This window comes from Ectopseudomonas toyotomiensis (assembly GCF_017167985.1).
In the GTDB taxonomy this organism is placed as follows: domain Bacteria; phylum Pseudomonadota; class Gammaproteobacteria; order Pseudomonadales; family Pseudomonadaceae; genus Aquipseudomonas; species Aquipseudomonas toyotomiensis.
Map to the genome: position 1 here is coordinate 1,651,677 of NZ_CP070505.1, position 15,336 is coordinate 1,667,012.

Annotated in this window: 13 protein-coding genes; 7 read left to right on the plus strand and 6 right to left on the minus strand. The window is 63.5% G+C overall.

Features of this window, described 5'->3' with window-relative positions; all coding sequences use genetic code 11:
- Positions 1 to 59: 59 nt before the first annotated feature.
- The 4 genes from JWV26_RS07610 to JWV26_RS07625 form a co-directional block, all read right to left on the minus strand.
- Positions 60 to 500, minus strand: coding sequence for a CBS domain-containing protein (locus JWV26_RS07610; RefSeq protein WP_017675802.1), 441 nt, complete (start codon positions 498 to 500; stop codon positions 60 to 62).
- A 58-nt stretch (positions 501 to 558) separates the two neighbouring features.
- Positions 559 to 2,589 carry a methyl-accepting chemotaxis protein gene (locus JWV26_RS07615; RefSeq protein WP_206418750.1) on the minus strand — a complete coding sequence of 677 codons (2,031 nt, stop codon included), beginning with the start codon at positions 2,587 to 2,589 and terminating at the stop codon, positions 559 to 561.
- Positions 2,590 to 2,907: 318 nt separating this feature from the next.
- A complete protein-coding gene (gene rloA2 / locus JWV26_RS07620; protein WP_017675804.1) occupies positions 2,908 to 3,417 on the minus strand; it encodes a retropepsin-like aspartic peptidase RloA2 in 510 nt (169 codons plus the stop codon).
- 239 nt (positions 3,418 to 3,656) lie between these two features.
- Complete coding sequence (locus JWV26_RS07625) at positions 3,657 to 4,895, minus strand: HD-GYP domain-containing protein (RefSeq protein ID WP_021490381.1); 1,239 nt, start codon at positions 4,893 to 4,895, stop codon at positions 3,657 to 3,659.
- Between the two features lie 162 nt (positions 4,896 to 5,057).
- Between JWV26_RS07625 and JWV26_RS07630 the strand changes: the two genes are divergently transcribed.
- The 7 genes from JWV26_RS07630 to aauR all read left to right on the plus strand — a co-directional run bounded on the left by JWV26_RS07630 (position 5,058) and on the right by aauR (position 12,813).
- Positions 5,058 to 5,951, plus strand: coding sequence for an acyltransferase (locus tag JWV26_RS07630; RefSeq protein WP_206418751.1), 894 nt, complete (start codon positions 5,058 to 5,060; stop codon positions 5,949 to 5,951).
- 257 nt (positions 5,952 to 6,208) lie between these two features.
- Entirely contained in the window at positions 6,209 to 7,117 is a 909-nt protein-coding gene (locus JWV26_RS07635) for a glutamate/aspartate ABC transporter substrate-binding protein (protein ID WP_021490383.1), read from the plus strand.
- A gap of 295 nt (positions 7,118 to 7,412) precedes the next feature.
- On the plus strand, positions 7,413 to 8,159 hold the full coding sequence (locus JWV26_RS07640) for an amino acid ABC transporter permease (RefSeq protein ID WP_072424940.1): 747 nt from the start codon (positions 7,413 to 7,415) through the stop codon (positions 8,157 to 8,159).
- A complete protein-coding gene (locus tag JWV26_RS07645; RefSeq protein WP_162843951.1) occupies positions 8,156 to 8,824 on the plus strand; it encodes an amino acid ABC transporter permease in 669 nt (222 codons plus the stop codon). Before JWV26_RS07640 ends, JWV26_RS07645 begins: the two co-directional genes overlap by 4 nt.
- Complete coding sequence (locus JWV26_RS07650; RefSeq protein ID WP_017675811.1) at positions 8,821 to 9,555, plus strand: amino acid ABC transporter ATP-binding protein; 735 nt, start codon at positions 8,821 to 8,823, stop codon at positions 9,553 to 9,555. Before JWV26_RS07645 ends, JWV26_RS07650 begins: the two co-directional genes overlap by 4 nt.
- Positions 9,556 to 9,628: 73 nt before the next feature.
- On the plus strand, positions 9,629 to 11,497 hold the full coding sequence (locus JWV26_RS07655) for a sensor histidine kinase (RefSeq protein WP_206418752.1): 1,869 nt from the start codon (positions 9,629 to 9,631) through the stop codon (positions 11,495 to 11,497).
- Positions 11,494 to 12,813 (plus strand): two-component response regulator AauR, encoded by a 1,320-nt coding sequence (gene aauR / locus JWV26_RS07660; RefSeq protein WP_072424937.1) that lies wholly within the window; start codon positions 11,494 to 11,496, stop codon positions 12,811 to 12,813. Before JWV26_RS07655 ends, aauR begins: the two co-directional genes overlap by 4 nt.
- A gap of 163 nt (positions 12,814 to 12,976) precedes the next feature.
- On the opposite strand, the gene fdhA is transcribed toward aauR, so the two are convergent.
- Both fdhA and purU read right to left on the minus strand, forming a co-directional pair.
- Positions 12,977 to 14,176, minus strand: coding sequence for a formaldehyde dehydrogenase, glutathione-independent (gene fdhA / locus JWV26_RS07665; RefSeq protein ID WP_021490386.1), 1,200 nt, complete (start codon positions 14,174 to 14,176; stop codon positions 12,977 to 12,979).
- Between the two features lie 271 nt (positions 14,177 to 14,447).
- Complete coding sequence (gene purU, locus JWV26_RS07670; RefSeq protein WP_072424936.1) at positions 14,448 to 15,311, minus strand: formyltetrahydrofolate deformylase; 864 nt, start codon at positions 15,309 to 15,311, stop codon at positions 14,448 to 14,450.
- Positions 15,312 to 15,336 lie beyond the last annotated feature (25 nt).

Consider the following 15,336-nt stretch of genomic DNA (forward strand, 5'->3'; position numbering starts at 1 on the left):
TGGAGCCCAATCCGGGAAATCGTGCCATTCGTTCCCCGGATTGCATCCGGGCCACGCGCTCAGGGAATCTCGCCGCGGATGTACTGCTCCAGCTGACGGATCAGGTCGGCCTGTTCGGCAATGGTTTCCTTGACCAGGTCACCGATGGACAGCAGGCCAATCAGTTCGCCCTCGGCCAGCACCGGCAGGTGACGCAGGCGGCGCTCGGTCATCAGCTCCATGCAGTACTGCACGCTGTCACGCGGGCCGACGCTGATGACGTCGCTGGTCATGATTTCACTGATCTTGGTGTTGAGCAGCGAACGCTCGGCCAGCGCTACCTTGCGCACGTAGTCACGCTCGCTGACGATGCCTACCAGGCGCCCGCCGGAGAGCACCACCAGTGCCCCGACACCCTTTTCGGCCAGCACACGCAAACCGTCGAGCAGCGAATCCTCACGGTCGACGCTGTAAACGTAGGCATGGGCTTTATTGCGAAGAACTTCTGCGGCGGTTTTCATGCTGACGACTCCTTTTGTTGTTATCCGTTTTTAGCAGAGTTGGCCGCCGCGGTCAGCCTCACTCGAGGCTGAATCGTCCAGTATTCTGCGCCAGCCCTTCGCTGCCTCGGCGCAGTTGCTCGGCGGCGCTGCTCACGGCCTGGGCGCCATCGAGCAGTTGTCCGGCGGCCTGATCGACCTGCTGGATATTGCCACTGACCTCATCGGCGGTGGCCGCCTGCTGCTCGGCAGCCGTGGCGATCTGCGCCAGGCGGTCGCTGACGCGCTGCACCGAGTCGACGATGTTCTGCAATTCATCACCCATGGCCAGCACGCTGCCGATGTCGCCGTCGGCCTGGCTGCAGGCTTCTTCCATCAGGGTGACCGACTGACCAACCACGCGCTGCAGGTTGTCCACGGTCTGGGCGATTTCCTGGGTCGAGTCCTGGGTGCGCTTGGACAGCGAGCGCACTTCGTCGGCAACCACGGCAAAGCCTCGACCGGCCTCGCCCGCGCGCGCCGCCTCGATGGCGGCATTGAGTGCCAGCAGGTTGGTCTGCTCGGCAATGCCCTTGATCACCTCGACCACGCGGTTGATCTGCTGGGTCTGATCACGCAGTTGCTGCAACGCAGCGGCGCTGTCGCCGAGACGGCTGCTGAGGTGGCGCATGCTGGCGCTGGTGCGCTCACTGCGCTGGTTGCTGCTCAACGCCACCTCGCGTGTCTGCTGCGCTTCCACCGCTGCCTGCTCGCAGCTTTGCGCCACGCTCTGCGCGGTGGCGGCCATCTGCGTCGCGGCGGTGGCGATCTGGCTCATCTGCGCCTGCTGCTGCTCGACGGCGTCCAGCGCATCACGCGCCTGACCACCGAGCAATTGCACCGTGCTGTCCAGTTGCTGGCTTTCGCGGTTGACGCCCTGCAGCGAGTCGCGCATCTGCTCGACCGCAGTATTCAGCGCCTGGGCGATGGCGGCCAGGTCGTCACGGCCGTTGACCTCCATGCGCACGCGCAGGTCGCCGTCACGCAGACCACGCGCGGCTTCGATAATGTTGCTGGTACTGATGCGGATCGAGGCGTTCAGGCATATCAGTACGTACATCGCCAGCAGGGTCAGCACGATGAAGGCGCCGATCACCTCGATCATCGAGTGCAGCGCCTGCTGCCGGTAATGACCGAGGCTGGCGCTGAACTGCTGATAGAGCGCTTGCTGCAGGCCCTGCAGCTGGCTCTCCAGCGCCTCGACGCGCTGCACGAACTGCTCGGGCGTGAGCGCCATCGGGCTGGCTTCGAACATGTCGCGATCGATCTGGGTGAGGAAGTCGTCGAATGCCTTGAGCGAGGCGTCAAAGGGCGCGCTCAGCTGGCGCATGGCCTGCGGCGCCTCGCGTGACAGGGTGATCTGCGCCTTGACCAGTTGCGCCCGCTGCTCGTCGAGGCTGCGGCGCAGGTCGCGGATCAGCACCCGGCTCTGCAGGGTGAAATGCTGCGAAACCACGGCGCCATGACCCTGAGCGGCGAAGGTGCCAAGCTGCTCGAGCAGCCGCGGCATGACGTAGGTGATCTGCTCCATCATCAGGTAGGTGTCGAGGCGCGGATCGAGAATCAGGGTGCTGTCGGTCGCCACCTGCTCGCGCAGGGCGATCAGGTACAACAGCGCCTTCTGGTAGCGCTCCAGTGCATCGGGCAAGGGAACCTTGGTCAGCCCAGCAGCTCGCAGACCGTCGCGCTCACCCTGCAGGGCCTGGAAATGCTGGCGCGCCTGATCACTGATCAGCTCGCTCTGCAGCGGCTCGGCGGCCTGCTGCAAAGCCTCGTCGAGCCTGGCCTCGCGCTGCTGCAGCAGCCCCTGCGCGGCATTCTCGGTGCCTTTCCAACGCGCCAGCAGGGTGCGCTGGGCAATCAGCTCATGCTGCACCTGCGCCATGCGCTCCAGCGCTTGCGCACCTTCCACCTCGAAGTCCACGGACTGCAGACGTGACAAGTAATCACTGCTGATGACCCACAACGCGTATCCGAGCGGAAGCGCGAACAACAGGAACACCAGCTGAAACTTGTGGGCAAAACTGAAACGCTGCAGCAGCCGTACACCCGGCTTGAGTACTCCCGTCATAGCGACACCTCAACGACCTAAAGGGCCTACAGGCCTGGCAAAGAATTGCATATAGCAAAAAGCAGGCCCGACGCTAACGCCGATCAGATGAGGTTCCCAAAGTAGCCGTTGGTAGGAGCCCCGCCCCGGGGCGAAGCTTCTCGAGTCCGCTCCGCCTGGGTTCGCGGCGGAGCGCCGCTCCTACGTGTGCGGTGCATTGAGGCTCAACTGAGTGGCGCTAGGTCCAACACCCCTGGGGGCAAGGAAGTCGATACTGGGCACTCTCGACGAGTGTAATGGCCAATGAGTATCAGCCTTTTCCGAAATGCGACAATTAACTCAGCATTGGGGACGATCGCGGGTGTAACGCTCGGCCGGGTCCACGGCTGCACCAAGATCGCGCATGGCGCTGGCACCGATCAGCAGCGGATAGCTGAAGGTGCTGCGATCCGTCAGGTTGACTTCGATGGTGCGTTCCTCTTCGCCCAGGCAGATCGGCATCTCGATCACCGGACGCTGCGAGTAGGCGACTTCCTTGATTTCGGCGTCACTCTCTTCAGCGCGCTTCTTGATCTCGGCGATGCGCACCAGCGGGTGTTCGTAAACCGTATCCTCGGCGCCATCGACGGCCAGGCGGAAGCGTACCCAGTCTTCGCCGTCGCGCTTGAAGGGTTCGATGTCCTTGGCCGATAGCGACGCGGTCATTGCGCCGGTGTCCATCTTGGCCTTGAGGGTCTGGCCCAGAGCAGGGAGCTTGATCAGTTCGTAACGGCCGTAAAGGTCCGGTTGTTCATCGGCCATGGTCGGCAGACTGATGGCGGCGGCCAGCAGGAGCAGAGCGTATTTCAAGGTCAGGTCCTCTCGTTTGCTGTGACCGAACCTACGACTGCCAGGCGCCTGCCGCGTTCCACCAGAAGCGTTACAACATGCTGCGTGCAAGCGCTATTTTTTAACCTGAGGTTTCCGCACGCCGTCAGGGAAACACTGAAAAAATCGTCATGCCCGCGCAAGCGGGTATCCAAAATCTGCGAAGCATCTGGGCTCACGCCTTCGCGGGAGTGACGACAGATGGCTTTTGCAGAGCAGCCTCAGCGGCCGCGCCCCTCCAGATCCATCCCACTCCACAACTCGTCGAGCCGCTCAAAGCCCCACTCTTCGGCCGACTCACGCCCGACGATGCGGTCCTGATCGGTGATCTTGCTCAGATCGACGACGCTCTGCGGCAACGGCAAACGTGACTTGGCCGAGAAGAACACCTTGACCCTGGGCGCCAGCAGCGCCTTGGGATTCTGCTCCATGACTACCGCCAGGCGTCCACTCTGCAAACGCACCAGCGCGCCGACCGGGTAGATGCCGACGGTCTTGACGAAGGCCTGGAACACCAGCTCGTCGAAATGCCCCTTCCACTCGGCCATCTTGCGGATCGACTCGGCCGGGTCCCAGCCCTGTTTGTAGGGACGGTTGGAGGTGATGGCATCGTAAACGTCGCAGACCGCGCCCATTTTCGCCATCAGGCTGATCTGCTCGCCCTGCAGGCGGTGTGGATAACCGCTGCCATCGACCTTCTCGTGGTGATGCAGGCACACGTCGAGGACCAACGCACTGACCTGTTTGCTGGCGATCAGAATGCCGCCGCCCTCCTCCGGATGCTTGCGCACCTTGGCGAACTCGTTGTCGGTGAGCTTGCCGGGCTTGTCCAGCAGCTCCTGCGGTACGGCCATCTTGCCGATATCGTGCAGCAAACCGGCCAGCCCGGCCTCGCGCACAGCCGCTTCGGGCAGGCCGAGCTGGCGTGCCAGGGCGATCATCAGCGCGCACACCGCGACCGAGTGCATGTAGGTGTATTCATTGCTGTGCTTGAGCCGTGCCAGGCTGATCAAGGCATTGGGGTGGCGCATCACCGACTCGGAAATTTCCTCGACCAGCGATTCGGCCTGCTCGAACTGCAGCGCCTGGCCCATGCGCGCATCACAGAACATGTCCATCACCGCCTGCTTGGAGCGCGCGCAGAGCTTCACGGCCTGCTCCAGCTCCTGCTCCATCGACAGCGCCTTGACCTTGGGCGGCTCGATAGCGGCCAGTAACCGCGCCTCGGCTTCGCACTCGACCTCGGCTTCTGTGGCGGCCTTCACGCCAACGGCGACATCGCTGCCCTTGCTGACGTCGATCCACAACTCGGTGATCGCACTATCGCGAATACGAGCGAGGTCTTTTTCGGAGTTGAGGACAAACTTGGACTTCCAGAAGGGATGATCCATCCAGGAGCCGCAGAACTCCTGGATGAACATTCCGACGCGTAGATCAGCGACGGCGATCCGTTTGAGCATGGTGCATACCGGCAGGTTGAAGCGCCTTCCGTGGGCGGGATGTCCCGTGGTGACGATCATTGGCTTATAGACGCTGATCTGGCAATAGGCCAGTGGGGGGAGCTTTGAGCAAAATGCCGTGCTTGCATAAGATGGCCGCTCACTGCCCGCCATGGAGTCGACATGCGCCCTCTGCTGACCGGCCTTGCCAACATCGTCCTGCTGCTCGCCAACACCCTGATCCTGATCGGCCCGTTGCTGCTGATCGCCCTCGCCAAGCTCGTCTTGCCCGGACAAAGCGCCCGCGACACCTGTTCGCGCGGGGTGATGTGGGTGGCCGAATTTTGGGCGGAGAACTGCAAACGCATCTTCGCCCTGCTGACGCCGACACACTGGGACATCCGCGGCAACGCCGAGATGCGCAGAGACCGCTCCTACCTGGTGATCAGCAATCACCAGTCCTGGGTCGACATTCCCGCCCTGGTGCAGGCCTTCAACCGCAGGACGCCCTACTTCAAGTTCTTCCTCAAGCAGCAACTGATCTGGGTGCCCTTTCTCGGCCTGGCCTTCTGGGCGCTCGATTACCCCTTCATGAAGCGTTACTCCAAGGCGTTCCTGGACAAGAACCCGCACATGAAGGGCAAGGATCTGGAGATCACCAAGGCTGCCTGCGAGAAGTTCAAGCGCCTGCCGGTCACCGTGGTCAACTATCTCGAAGGCACCCGTTTCACTGCGGCCAAGCAGGCGCAGCAGGAGTCGCCCTACCGCTACCTGCTCAAGCCCAAGGCCGGCGGCGTGGCGTTCGTACTCGCGACGCTGGGTGAACAGATCGACGCCGTGCTGGACGTGACGCTGGTGTATCCCGGCAGGCAGGTGCCAGGGTTCTGGGCACTGCTCAGCGGCCAGGTGCCGAAGGTGATCATGGATATTCAGACACTCGAACTCGACCCGGCGCTGTGTCAGGGCGATTACGAGAACGACCCGGTTTTCCGCCTGCAGGTGCAGGACTGGGTTTCGGACCTGTGGCTGGCCAAGGACAAACGCATCGAGCAGTTGCGCAGCGAAAAACACGACTGACCGTCGGCACCGAACCGGGCATCGTTCGGATTTCCGAATACGCCCGCACGCGTTGGTCGGAAGAGCGAACGAGCAACAAATGAAGACAACCTGAAGTTAAAAACTTAATTCATACAAATCAAATACTTAACGAATTATCGAAGCCCTCGAACACGCTGGCACACAACCTGCTCAAGTCACTGCAGGAATGCAATAGACCTTCCATGAGCAAAGTGGCGCACCCCGCCATCACAACAACAACATCGAGGATTCGATTCATGCGTACCTTCCACCGTGTACTGAGCGTGGCCATTGCCGCCGCCGTCCTTTCCACCCCGGTAACCGCTGCGGAACTGACCGGCACCCTGAAGAAGATCAAGGACAGCGGCACCATCACCCTGGGCCACCGCGACTCGTCCATTCCCTTCTCCTACTTCGGCGACAACTCGCGCCAGCCGATCGGCTACTCCCATGACCTGCAGCTGAAGGTGGTCGAGGCGATCAAGCAGGAACTGGGCATGCCGGACCTGAAGGTACGCTACAACCTGGTCACTTCGCAGACCCGCATCCCGCTGGTGCAGAACGGCACCGTCGACCTGGAATGCGGCTCCACCACCAACAACATCGAGCGCCAGCAGCAGGTCGATTTCTCCGTTGGCATCTTCGAGGTGGGCACCCGCCTGCTGGCCAAGAAGACCAGCGGCATCAACGATTTCGAAGACCTCAAGGGCAAGAACGTGGTGACCACCGCCGGTACCACGTCCGAGCGCCTGATCAAGTCGATGAACGCCGAGAAGAAGATGGGCATGAACGTGATTTCCGCCAAGGATCACGGCGAGTCCTTCCTGATGCTCGAATCCAACCGCGCCGTCGCCTTCATGATGGACGACGCCCTGCTCGCCGGCGAAATGGCCAAGGCCAAGAAGCCGGATGACTGGGCCGTGGTCGGTACCCCGCAGTCCTTCGAAATCTATGGCTGCATGGTGCGCAAGGGCGATGCCGGCTTCAAGCAGGTGGTCGACAAGGCCATCAGCGCCACCTTCGCCTCCGGCGAGATCAACGACATCTATGCCAAATGGTTCCTCCAGCCGGTGCCGCCGAAGGGCCTGAACCTGAATTTCCCCATGAGCGACGAGCTGAAGAAGCTGATCGCCAACCCGACCGACAAATCTGCAGAACAGATCTGACGGTGATGCGCCGCCATGCTCACAAGGCGTGACGGCGCGGGGACTCCGGGGAAGCCAGCGGCTTCCCCTACCTAATTCCTGACGAAGCCGAGACCGTCCGCCCAGGCGGATACGGGCAGCTGTTGCCCGCCTTACGCTTCGCCATCGTCGCCGTACCCAGGATCTCGCGAGCTGAAGCCGCTTGACTCGCGTTGCTCACCCTTCGGGCCAGCCTGCGGCTGTTACTCCCGTTGGTCGTAGCAACGCAGCAGGGCCGACGCGCAGCAGATCCTGTCCTCACGAGAGGGTATCTGTAATGAATTACAACTGGGACTGGGGTATTTACTTCAAGTCCACCGGCATCGGCAGCGAAACCTACCTGGACTGGTTCATCACCGGCCTGGGCTGGACCATCGCCATCGCCCTGGCCGGCTGGATCATCGCCCTGGCGCTGGGCTCGCTGCTCGGCGTGATGCGTACCCTGCCGAACCGCTGGCTGTCTGGCCTGGCCACCGCCTACGTGGAAATCTTCCGTAACGTGCCGCTGCTGGTGCAGCTGTTCCTCTGGTACTTCCTGGTGCCGGACCTGCTGCCCGAACCACTGGAACTGTGGTTCAAGCAGGATCTCAACCCGGCCACCTCGGCCTATCTCTCGGTGGTGGTGTGCCTCGGCCTGTTCACCGCCGCGCGGGTCTGCGAACAGGTACGCACCGGCATCGAGGCGCTGCCCAAGGGGCAGACTGCCGCCGCTTACGCCATGGGTTTCCGCCTGCCGCAGATCTACCGCAACGTGCTGCTGCCGCAGGCCTTCCGCATCATCATTCCGCCGCTCACCAGCGAGTTTCTCAACATCTTCAAGAACTCTTCGGTGGCCTCGTTGATCGGCCTGATGGAGCTGCTGGCGCAGACCAAGCAGACCGCCGAATTCAGCGCCAATCTGTTCGAGGCCTTCACCCTGGCCACGCTGATCTACTTCACCCTGAACATGAGCCTGATGATGATCATGCGCATGATCGAGAAGAAGGTTGCCGTGCCCGGCCTGATCTCCGTAGGGGGTAAATGATGGATTTCAGCGAAATCATCCCCGCCCTGCCGGGCCTGTGGGACGGCATGGCGATGACCCTGCAACTGATGGCCCTGGGCATCCTCGGCGGGGTGGCACTGGGCACTCTGCTGGCCCTGATGCGTCTGTCGCACAGCAAGCTGCTGGCCAACATCGCCGCCACTTACGTCAACTACTTCCGCTCGATCCCTTTGCTGCTGGTGATCACCTGGTTCTACTTCGCGGTGCCATTCATCCTGCGCTGGATCACCGGCGAGGACACCCCGGTGGGCGCCTTCAGCTCCTGCCTGGTGGCCTTCGTGATGTTCGAGGCAGCCTACTTCTGCGAGATCGTCCGCGCCGGCATCCAGGCCATTCCCAAGGGTCAGATGGGTGCCTCCCAGGCGCTCGGCATGAGCTACGGCCAGAGCATGCGCCTGATCATCCTGCCGCAGGCGTTCCGCAAGATGACGCCGCTGCTGCTGCAGCAGAGCATCATCCTCTTTCAGGACACCTCGCTGGTGTACACCGTGGGCCTGATGGACTTCCTCAACGCCGCCCGCTCGCGTGGCGACATCATCGGCCAGCCCCATGAGTTCCTGATCTTCGCCGGCCTGGTCTACTTCACCATCAGCTTCGCCGCCTCGCGCCTGGTCAAGCTTCTGCAAAAAAGGTTAGCCGTATGATTTCCATCCAGAACGTCAACAAGTGGTACGGGGACTTCCAGGTGCTGACCGATTGCAGCACCGAGGTGAAGAAGGGCGAAGTGGTCGTGGTGTGCGGACCGTCCGGCTCGGGCAAATCGACCCTGATCAAGTGCGTCAACGCGCTGGAGCCGTTCCAGAAGGGCGACATCAACGTCGACGGCACCTCCATCGCCGACAAGAAGACCAACCTGCCCAAACTGCGCTCGCGCGTCGGCATGGTGTTCCAGCATTTCGAGCTGTTCCCGCACCTGACCATCACCGAAAACCTGACCATCGCGCAGATCAAGGTGCTCGGCCGCAGCAAGGAAGAAGCCACCAAGAAGGGCCTGGCCCTGCTCGATCGCGTCGGTCTGGCTGCCCATGCGCACAAGCATCCTGGTCAGCTCTCCGGCGGCCAGCAGCAGCGCGTAGCCATTGCCCGTGCCCTGGCCATGGACCCGGTGGTAATGCTGTTCGACGAGCCGACTTCGGCGCTCGACCCGGAGATGGTCAACGAAGTGCTCGACGTGATGGTGCAGCTGGCCCAGGAAGGCATGACCATGATGTGCGTGACCCACGAGATGGGTTTCGCCCGCAAGGTCGCCGACCGGGTGATCTTCATGGACGCCGGGCAGATCGTCGAGGACTGCCCCAAGGAGGAGTTCTTCGGCGACATCAACGCCCGCTCCGAGCGCGCCCAGCAGTTCCTGGCGAAGATCCTCCAGCACTGACCTGTCGCGCCTGACGTAGCCCGGATGCAATCCGGGCTACACATCCACATATCTGGCCAGTCTGGGGAGGACTATGATGCAATGCCTGCCCGCCCCTTCTCGCGCCGATCTGACCGTGAAACCGCGCCTGCTCCGTCACCTGTCGCTGATTCTGCTGTTCCTGCTGCTGGTGCTCGGCTGCGGCTACGCCGCCTATCACATCAGCGACCGCGCCGGCATCCGCGCGCTGGCCGAGAACGGCGAGCGCCAGCTGGAGCTCAACGCTCGCGCGGTGGAAAGCGAAATCACCAAGTACACCTACCTGCCCAGCCTGCTGGAACTGGAAGGCAACGTCTCGCGCCTGCTACTCGCGCCCACGGCCTACCGCCGTCATCACGTCAACATGTACCTGCAGGGCCTCAACGAACGCAGTGGCAGCCTGGCCATCTACGTGCTCGACCCGGACGGCCGGGTGATCGCTACCAGCAACTGGGACGAGGCCGACAGCTACCTCGGCGAGGACCTGTCGTTCCGCGCCTATTACCAGGACGCCATCAAGGGCCGCCCCGGCCGCTTCTACGGCATCGGCAGCACCACCGGCGAGCCCGGCTACTACCTGGCACATGGCCTGCGCGAGGGCCAGCGCATCATCGGCGTGGCAGTGGTCAAGGTGCGCCTCGACGCCCTCGAGGAGCGCTGGCAACGCGCGCTGCTGGAGGCCTACGTCAGCGACGAGAACGGCATCATCATCCTCGCCAGCGATCCGATGGTGCGCCTGAAGTCCGTGCGTCCGCTTGACGATGCAACCAAGGAGCGCCTGGCGCGCAGCCTGCAATATCACTGGGCGGCGCTGGAAGAACTGCAGCTGTTCAACCGCTCGCCGCTGGATGAAGGCATCGAACAGGTCAGCTTCGCCACCGCCGGCGTGCCCGCCAACTATCTGCTGCAGACGCGCCGCCTGGAAGACACACCCTGGCACCTGACCCTGCTCAGCCCGCTGCAGGAACAACGCAGCGCGGCCATGAGCCACGGCATGCTGGCGGCCGTGGCGGCGGCCCTGCTGGCCTTTCTGCTGATCGCCTGGAACGAGCGGCGCAAGGTCATCGCCACCCGCCTGGCCGCCCGCGAGGCACTACAGGCGGCCAACGACGAACTGGAACGCAAGATCACCGAGCGCACCGCCGACCTGCAGGCCAGCAACGAGCGCCTGCAAGCCGAGGTGCGCGAGCGCCAGCAGGCTGAGACAACCCTGCGCCAGGCCCAGGACGAGCTGGTGCAAGCCGGCAAGCTGGCGGTGATCGGGCAGATGTCCACCAGCATCGCCCACGAACTGAACCAGCCTCTCGCGGCGCTGCGCACCCTCTCCGCCAATGCCGTGCGTTTTCTCCAGCGTGGCGCCCTGGATGTTGCCAGCAGCAATTTGCAGAACATCGCCGAGCTGGTCGATCGCATGGGCAAGATCACCGCCAGCCTGCGCGCCTTTGCCCGCCGTAGCGGCGACCAGGGCGAGGCGTCGCTGCAGCAGGCGGTGGACGCGGCGCTGCTGCTGTTGCATCCGCGCCTGCAGCGCACCCGCGTACAGATCCACCACGCGTTCACCGAGACGTGCCTGAATATCGAGCAGATTCGCCTCGAGCAGATTCTGGTCAACCTGATCAGCAACGCCCTCGACGCCCTGCAGCCGCAGACCGACCGACAGATCTGGCTGAGCGGTGCCAGCGAGGCCGAGCATTACCAACTGGAGGTGCGCGACAATGGCCCCGGTATCGCCCCGGAAACCCGCGCGCACCTGTTCGAGCCCTTCTTCACCACCAAGCCGGGCGAACAGGGTCTGGGCCTCGGCCTGACCCTTTCTGCCAGCCTCGCCGCCGCTGCCGGCGGCAGCCTCACCGTGCGCCACCCCGAAGAGGGCGGCACCGCCTTCGTCCTCAGCCTGCCCTACCCGCGAGAGCCACAAGCATGAGCGACCGCCTCACCGTCCTGATCGTCGAAGACGATCCCCATGTGCTGCTCGGCTGCCAGCAGGCCCTGGCGCTGGAAGACATCCCCAGCATCGGCGTCAGCAGCGCCGAAGAAGCGCTGGCGCAGGTCGATGCGGACTTCGCCGGCATCGTCGTCAGCGACATCCGCTTGCCCGGCCTCGATGGTCTGGCGCTGCTCACCCGCCTCAAGCAGCGCGACGCAAGCCTGCCGGTGGTGCTGATCACCGGCCACGGCGATATCGGCATGGCGGTCAGCGCGATGCGCGACGGCGCCTATGACTTCGTGGAAAAACCTTTCTCCCCCGAACGCCTGGTAGACGTCGCCCGCCGCGCTCTGGAGCAGCGCAGCCTGGCACGCGAGGTCAGCGCCCTGCGCCGCCAACTGGCCGGGCGCCAGGCGCTGGAGCAGCGCATCATCGGTCGTTCGCCAGCCATGCAGCAGTTGCGCGAACTGATCGCCAACGTCGCGGACACCAACGCCAACGTGCTGATCGAGGGCGAAACCGGTACCGGCAAGGAGCTGATCGCCCGCTGCCTGCACGATTTCAGTCGACGCCAGCATAAGCAGTTCGTCGCGCTCAATTGCGGCGGCCTGCCGGAAAGCCTGTTCGAGAGCGAGATCTTCGGCCACGAGGCGCATGCCTTCACCGGCGCCGGCAAACGCCGCATCGGCAAGATCGAACACGCCGACGGAGGCAGCCTGTTCCTCGACGAGATCGAGAGCATGCCGATCAACCTGCAGATCAAGCTGCTGCGCGTGTTGCAGGAGCACAGCCTGGAGCGGCTTGGCTCGAACCAGTCGATCACGGTCGACTGCCGGGTGATCGCCGCAACCAAGGCGGATCTCGGCGAGCTGGGCAAGCGCGGCGAGTTTCGCAGCGACCTGTATTACCGCCTCAACGTGGTGACTCTGGAGCTGCCACCGTTGCGTGAACGCCGCGAGGACATCGCCCTGCTGTTCGAACACTTCCTGCAACTGGCGGCGCTGCGCTTCGACCGCGGCGTGCCGGAGCTGGATCGACACACCCTGGCGGCGCTGACCGCCCACGACTGGCCCGGCAACGTGCGCGAACTGCGTAACGTTGCCGAGCGCTTCGCCCTCGGCCTGCCTGTGTTCAAGAAAAGCGGCCAGACCGACAGCAACGCGCTGGGCTTCAACGAAGCCGTGGAGGCCTTCGAACGCAACCTGCTGGGTGCGGCCCTGGAGCGCCACGCCGGCAACCTCAGCCAGGCGGCGCAGGCACTCGGCCTGGCCAAGACCACGCTGTTCGACAAGGTGAAGAAGTACGGGCTGTAACCACTGCCCCCGCGGTAGGAGCGGCTTCAGCCGCGAAAAAGGCGAACCCGGAATGACCTCATACCAAACAAAAAGGGAGCCCGCAGGCTCCCGAAAGACGACACCAACAACTGCGCCTTTGCCGAGAAAGGTAGCGGCCTGGGACTAAGCCCAGGTCACGCCGTCACGCCGCACTGAAGGTCTTGTGCGGGTCGATGACGAATTTCTTCGGCACGCCAGCATCGAACTCGCCGTAACCACGCGGCGCATCGTCCAGGCTGATCACCTGCACACCGACCACTTCGGCGATGTTGATGCGATCCCACATGATGGCCTGCATCAGCGCGCGGTTGTACTTCATCACCGGCGTCTGGCCGGTGTGGAAGCTGTGCGACTTGGCCCAGCCGAGGCCGAAGCGAATGCTCAGGCTACCGATCTTCGCCGCCGCATCCACCGCGCCCGGATCTTCGGTGACGTAGAGGCCGGGAATGCCGATCTTGCCGGCTACGCGCACGACCCCCATCAGCGAGTTGAGGACCGTGGCCGGCGCCTCCTGCTGGGCACCGGCATGGCCGTGGCCACGCGCTTCGAAGCCCACGGCATCGACCGCGCAATCCACTTCCGGCTCGCCCAGCAGATCGGCGATCTGTTCGTGCAAGGGGGTGTCCTTGGACAGGTCGGCGATTTCGAATCCCTGAGCCTTGGCATGAGCCAGGCGCGTTGGATTCACGTCACCGACGATCACCACCGCAGCACCCAGCAGGCGCGCCGAGGCGGCAGCGGCCAAACCGACCGGACCCGCGCCAGCGATATACACCGTGCTGCCCGGTCCGACACCGGCAGTGACCGCGCCGTGGTAGCCGGTGGGCAGGATGTCGGACAGGCAGGTCAGGTCACGGATCTTTTCCATGGCCTTGTCGCGATCCGGCAGCTTGAGCAGGTTGAAGTCGGCGTAGGGCACCAGCACGTATTCGGCCTGGCCACCGGTCCAGTCGCCCATGTCGACGTAGCCGTAGGCGCCACCGGCACGCGCCGGGTTGACGGTCAGGCAGACACCCGTGTGCTGCTCCTTGCAGGAGCGGCAACGGCCACAGGCGACGTTGAAGGGTACCGAGACCAGATCACCGATTTGCAAACGCTCGACGTCGCGGCCCTTCTCGATCACCTCGCCGGTGATCTCATGGCCCAGCACCAGGCCGACCTGCGCAGTGGTACGGCCACGCACCATGTGCTGGTCGGAGCCACAGATATTGGTGGAAACGACTTTGAGGATGACCCCGTGCTCGATCTTCTTGCCGCGCGGGTCCTGCATTTTCGGGTAGTCGATCTTCTGCACTTCGACCTTGCCCGTACCGAGATAAACCACACCACGATTACCAGACATGCGTAACTCTCCTTTCTTGTTGTGGACACAAGACGCGACCGATTGGCCACGCTGCCTTGCACTGGAGCTTGTTGCGTCTGTTGCCGGAAACCGCCATTGAAACTTGGCAGGGCGGGTTCCGTAGGGTGCGCTATGCGCACCGATGTTCTTGCATTGACTGCCGGTGCGCGCGCACCGAATAGCGACCGTAGGGTGGGCCGGGCGGCGTTCCGCTTTAGCCCACCGAAAAGACCTGTGGGCTGAAGCCCACCCTACGCGGCTGCAATTGCCCTCAAGCGTTGAGCACCACCGTGCGGTTGGCGTTTAGGAACACACGGCGGTCGATGTGGTAGCCGACGGCACGGGCCAGGGTCAGGCATTCGATGTCGCGGCCCTTGGCGATCAGGTCTTCGGGGTAGTGGGCATGATCCACCGCCTCCACGCCCTGGGCGATGATCGGCCCCTCGTCGAGGTCATTGTTGATGTAGTGCGCCGTGGCGCCGACCAGCTTGACGCCCTTCTGGTAGGCCTGGTGGTAGGGCTTGGCGCCTTTGAAGCCGGGCAGCAACGAGTGGTGGATATTGATTGCCCAGCCGTCCAGTCGGCGGCACAGCTCGGGCGAGAGCACCTGCATGTAGCGGGCGAGCACCACCAGTTCGGCGCCGGTGTCCTCGATCACCTGCAGTACCTTGCGCTCTTGCGCCGGCTTGTCGGCCGGATCGAGCGGGAGATGGTGATAAGGAATGCCGTGCCAGCGCGCCAGCGGTTCGAGATCCGGGTGGTTGGACACCACCGCCACCACGTCCATGGCCAGTTGGCCGATGCGCTGGCGATAGAGCAGATCGTTCAGGCAATGATCGGCCTTGGATACCATCAACACCACCTTGGCGCGGTAGCCAGGCGGGGTAAGCTCGACCTGCATGTCGAAGGGCGCCAGGCGCTCGGCCACACCAGCACGGAAGGCGGCCTCGTCGAAATCCTGCGGCTGACGGAATTCGACACGGATGAAGAAGCGCGAGGACAACCGATCATCGAAGCTGTGATGCTCGGTGACGTAGCAGCGCTGTTCGAAGAGAAAGCGCGTCACCGCGTCCACGGTGCCGAGCACGCTCGGGCAATGAGCGGTGAGAATCCAGGTGTCAGGGGTGCGGCTCATGGTAGGGGCTCCGCTGAATGGCTCC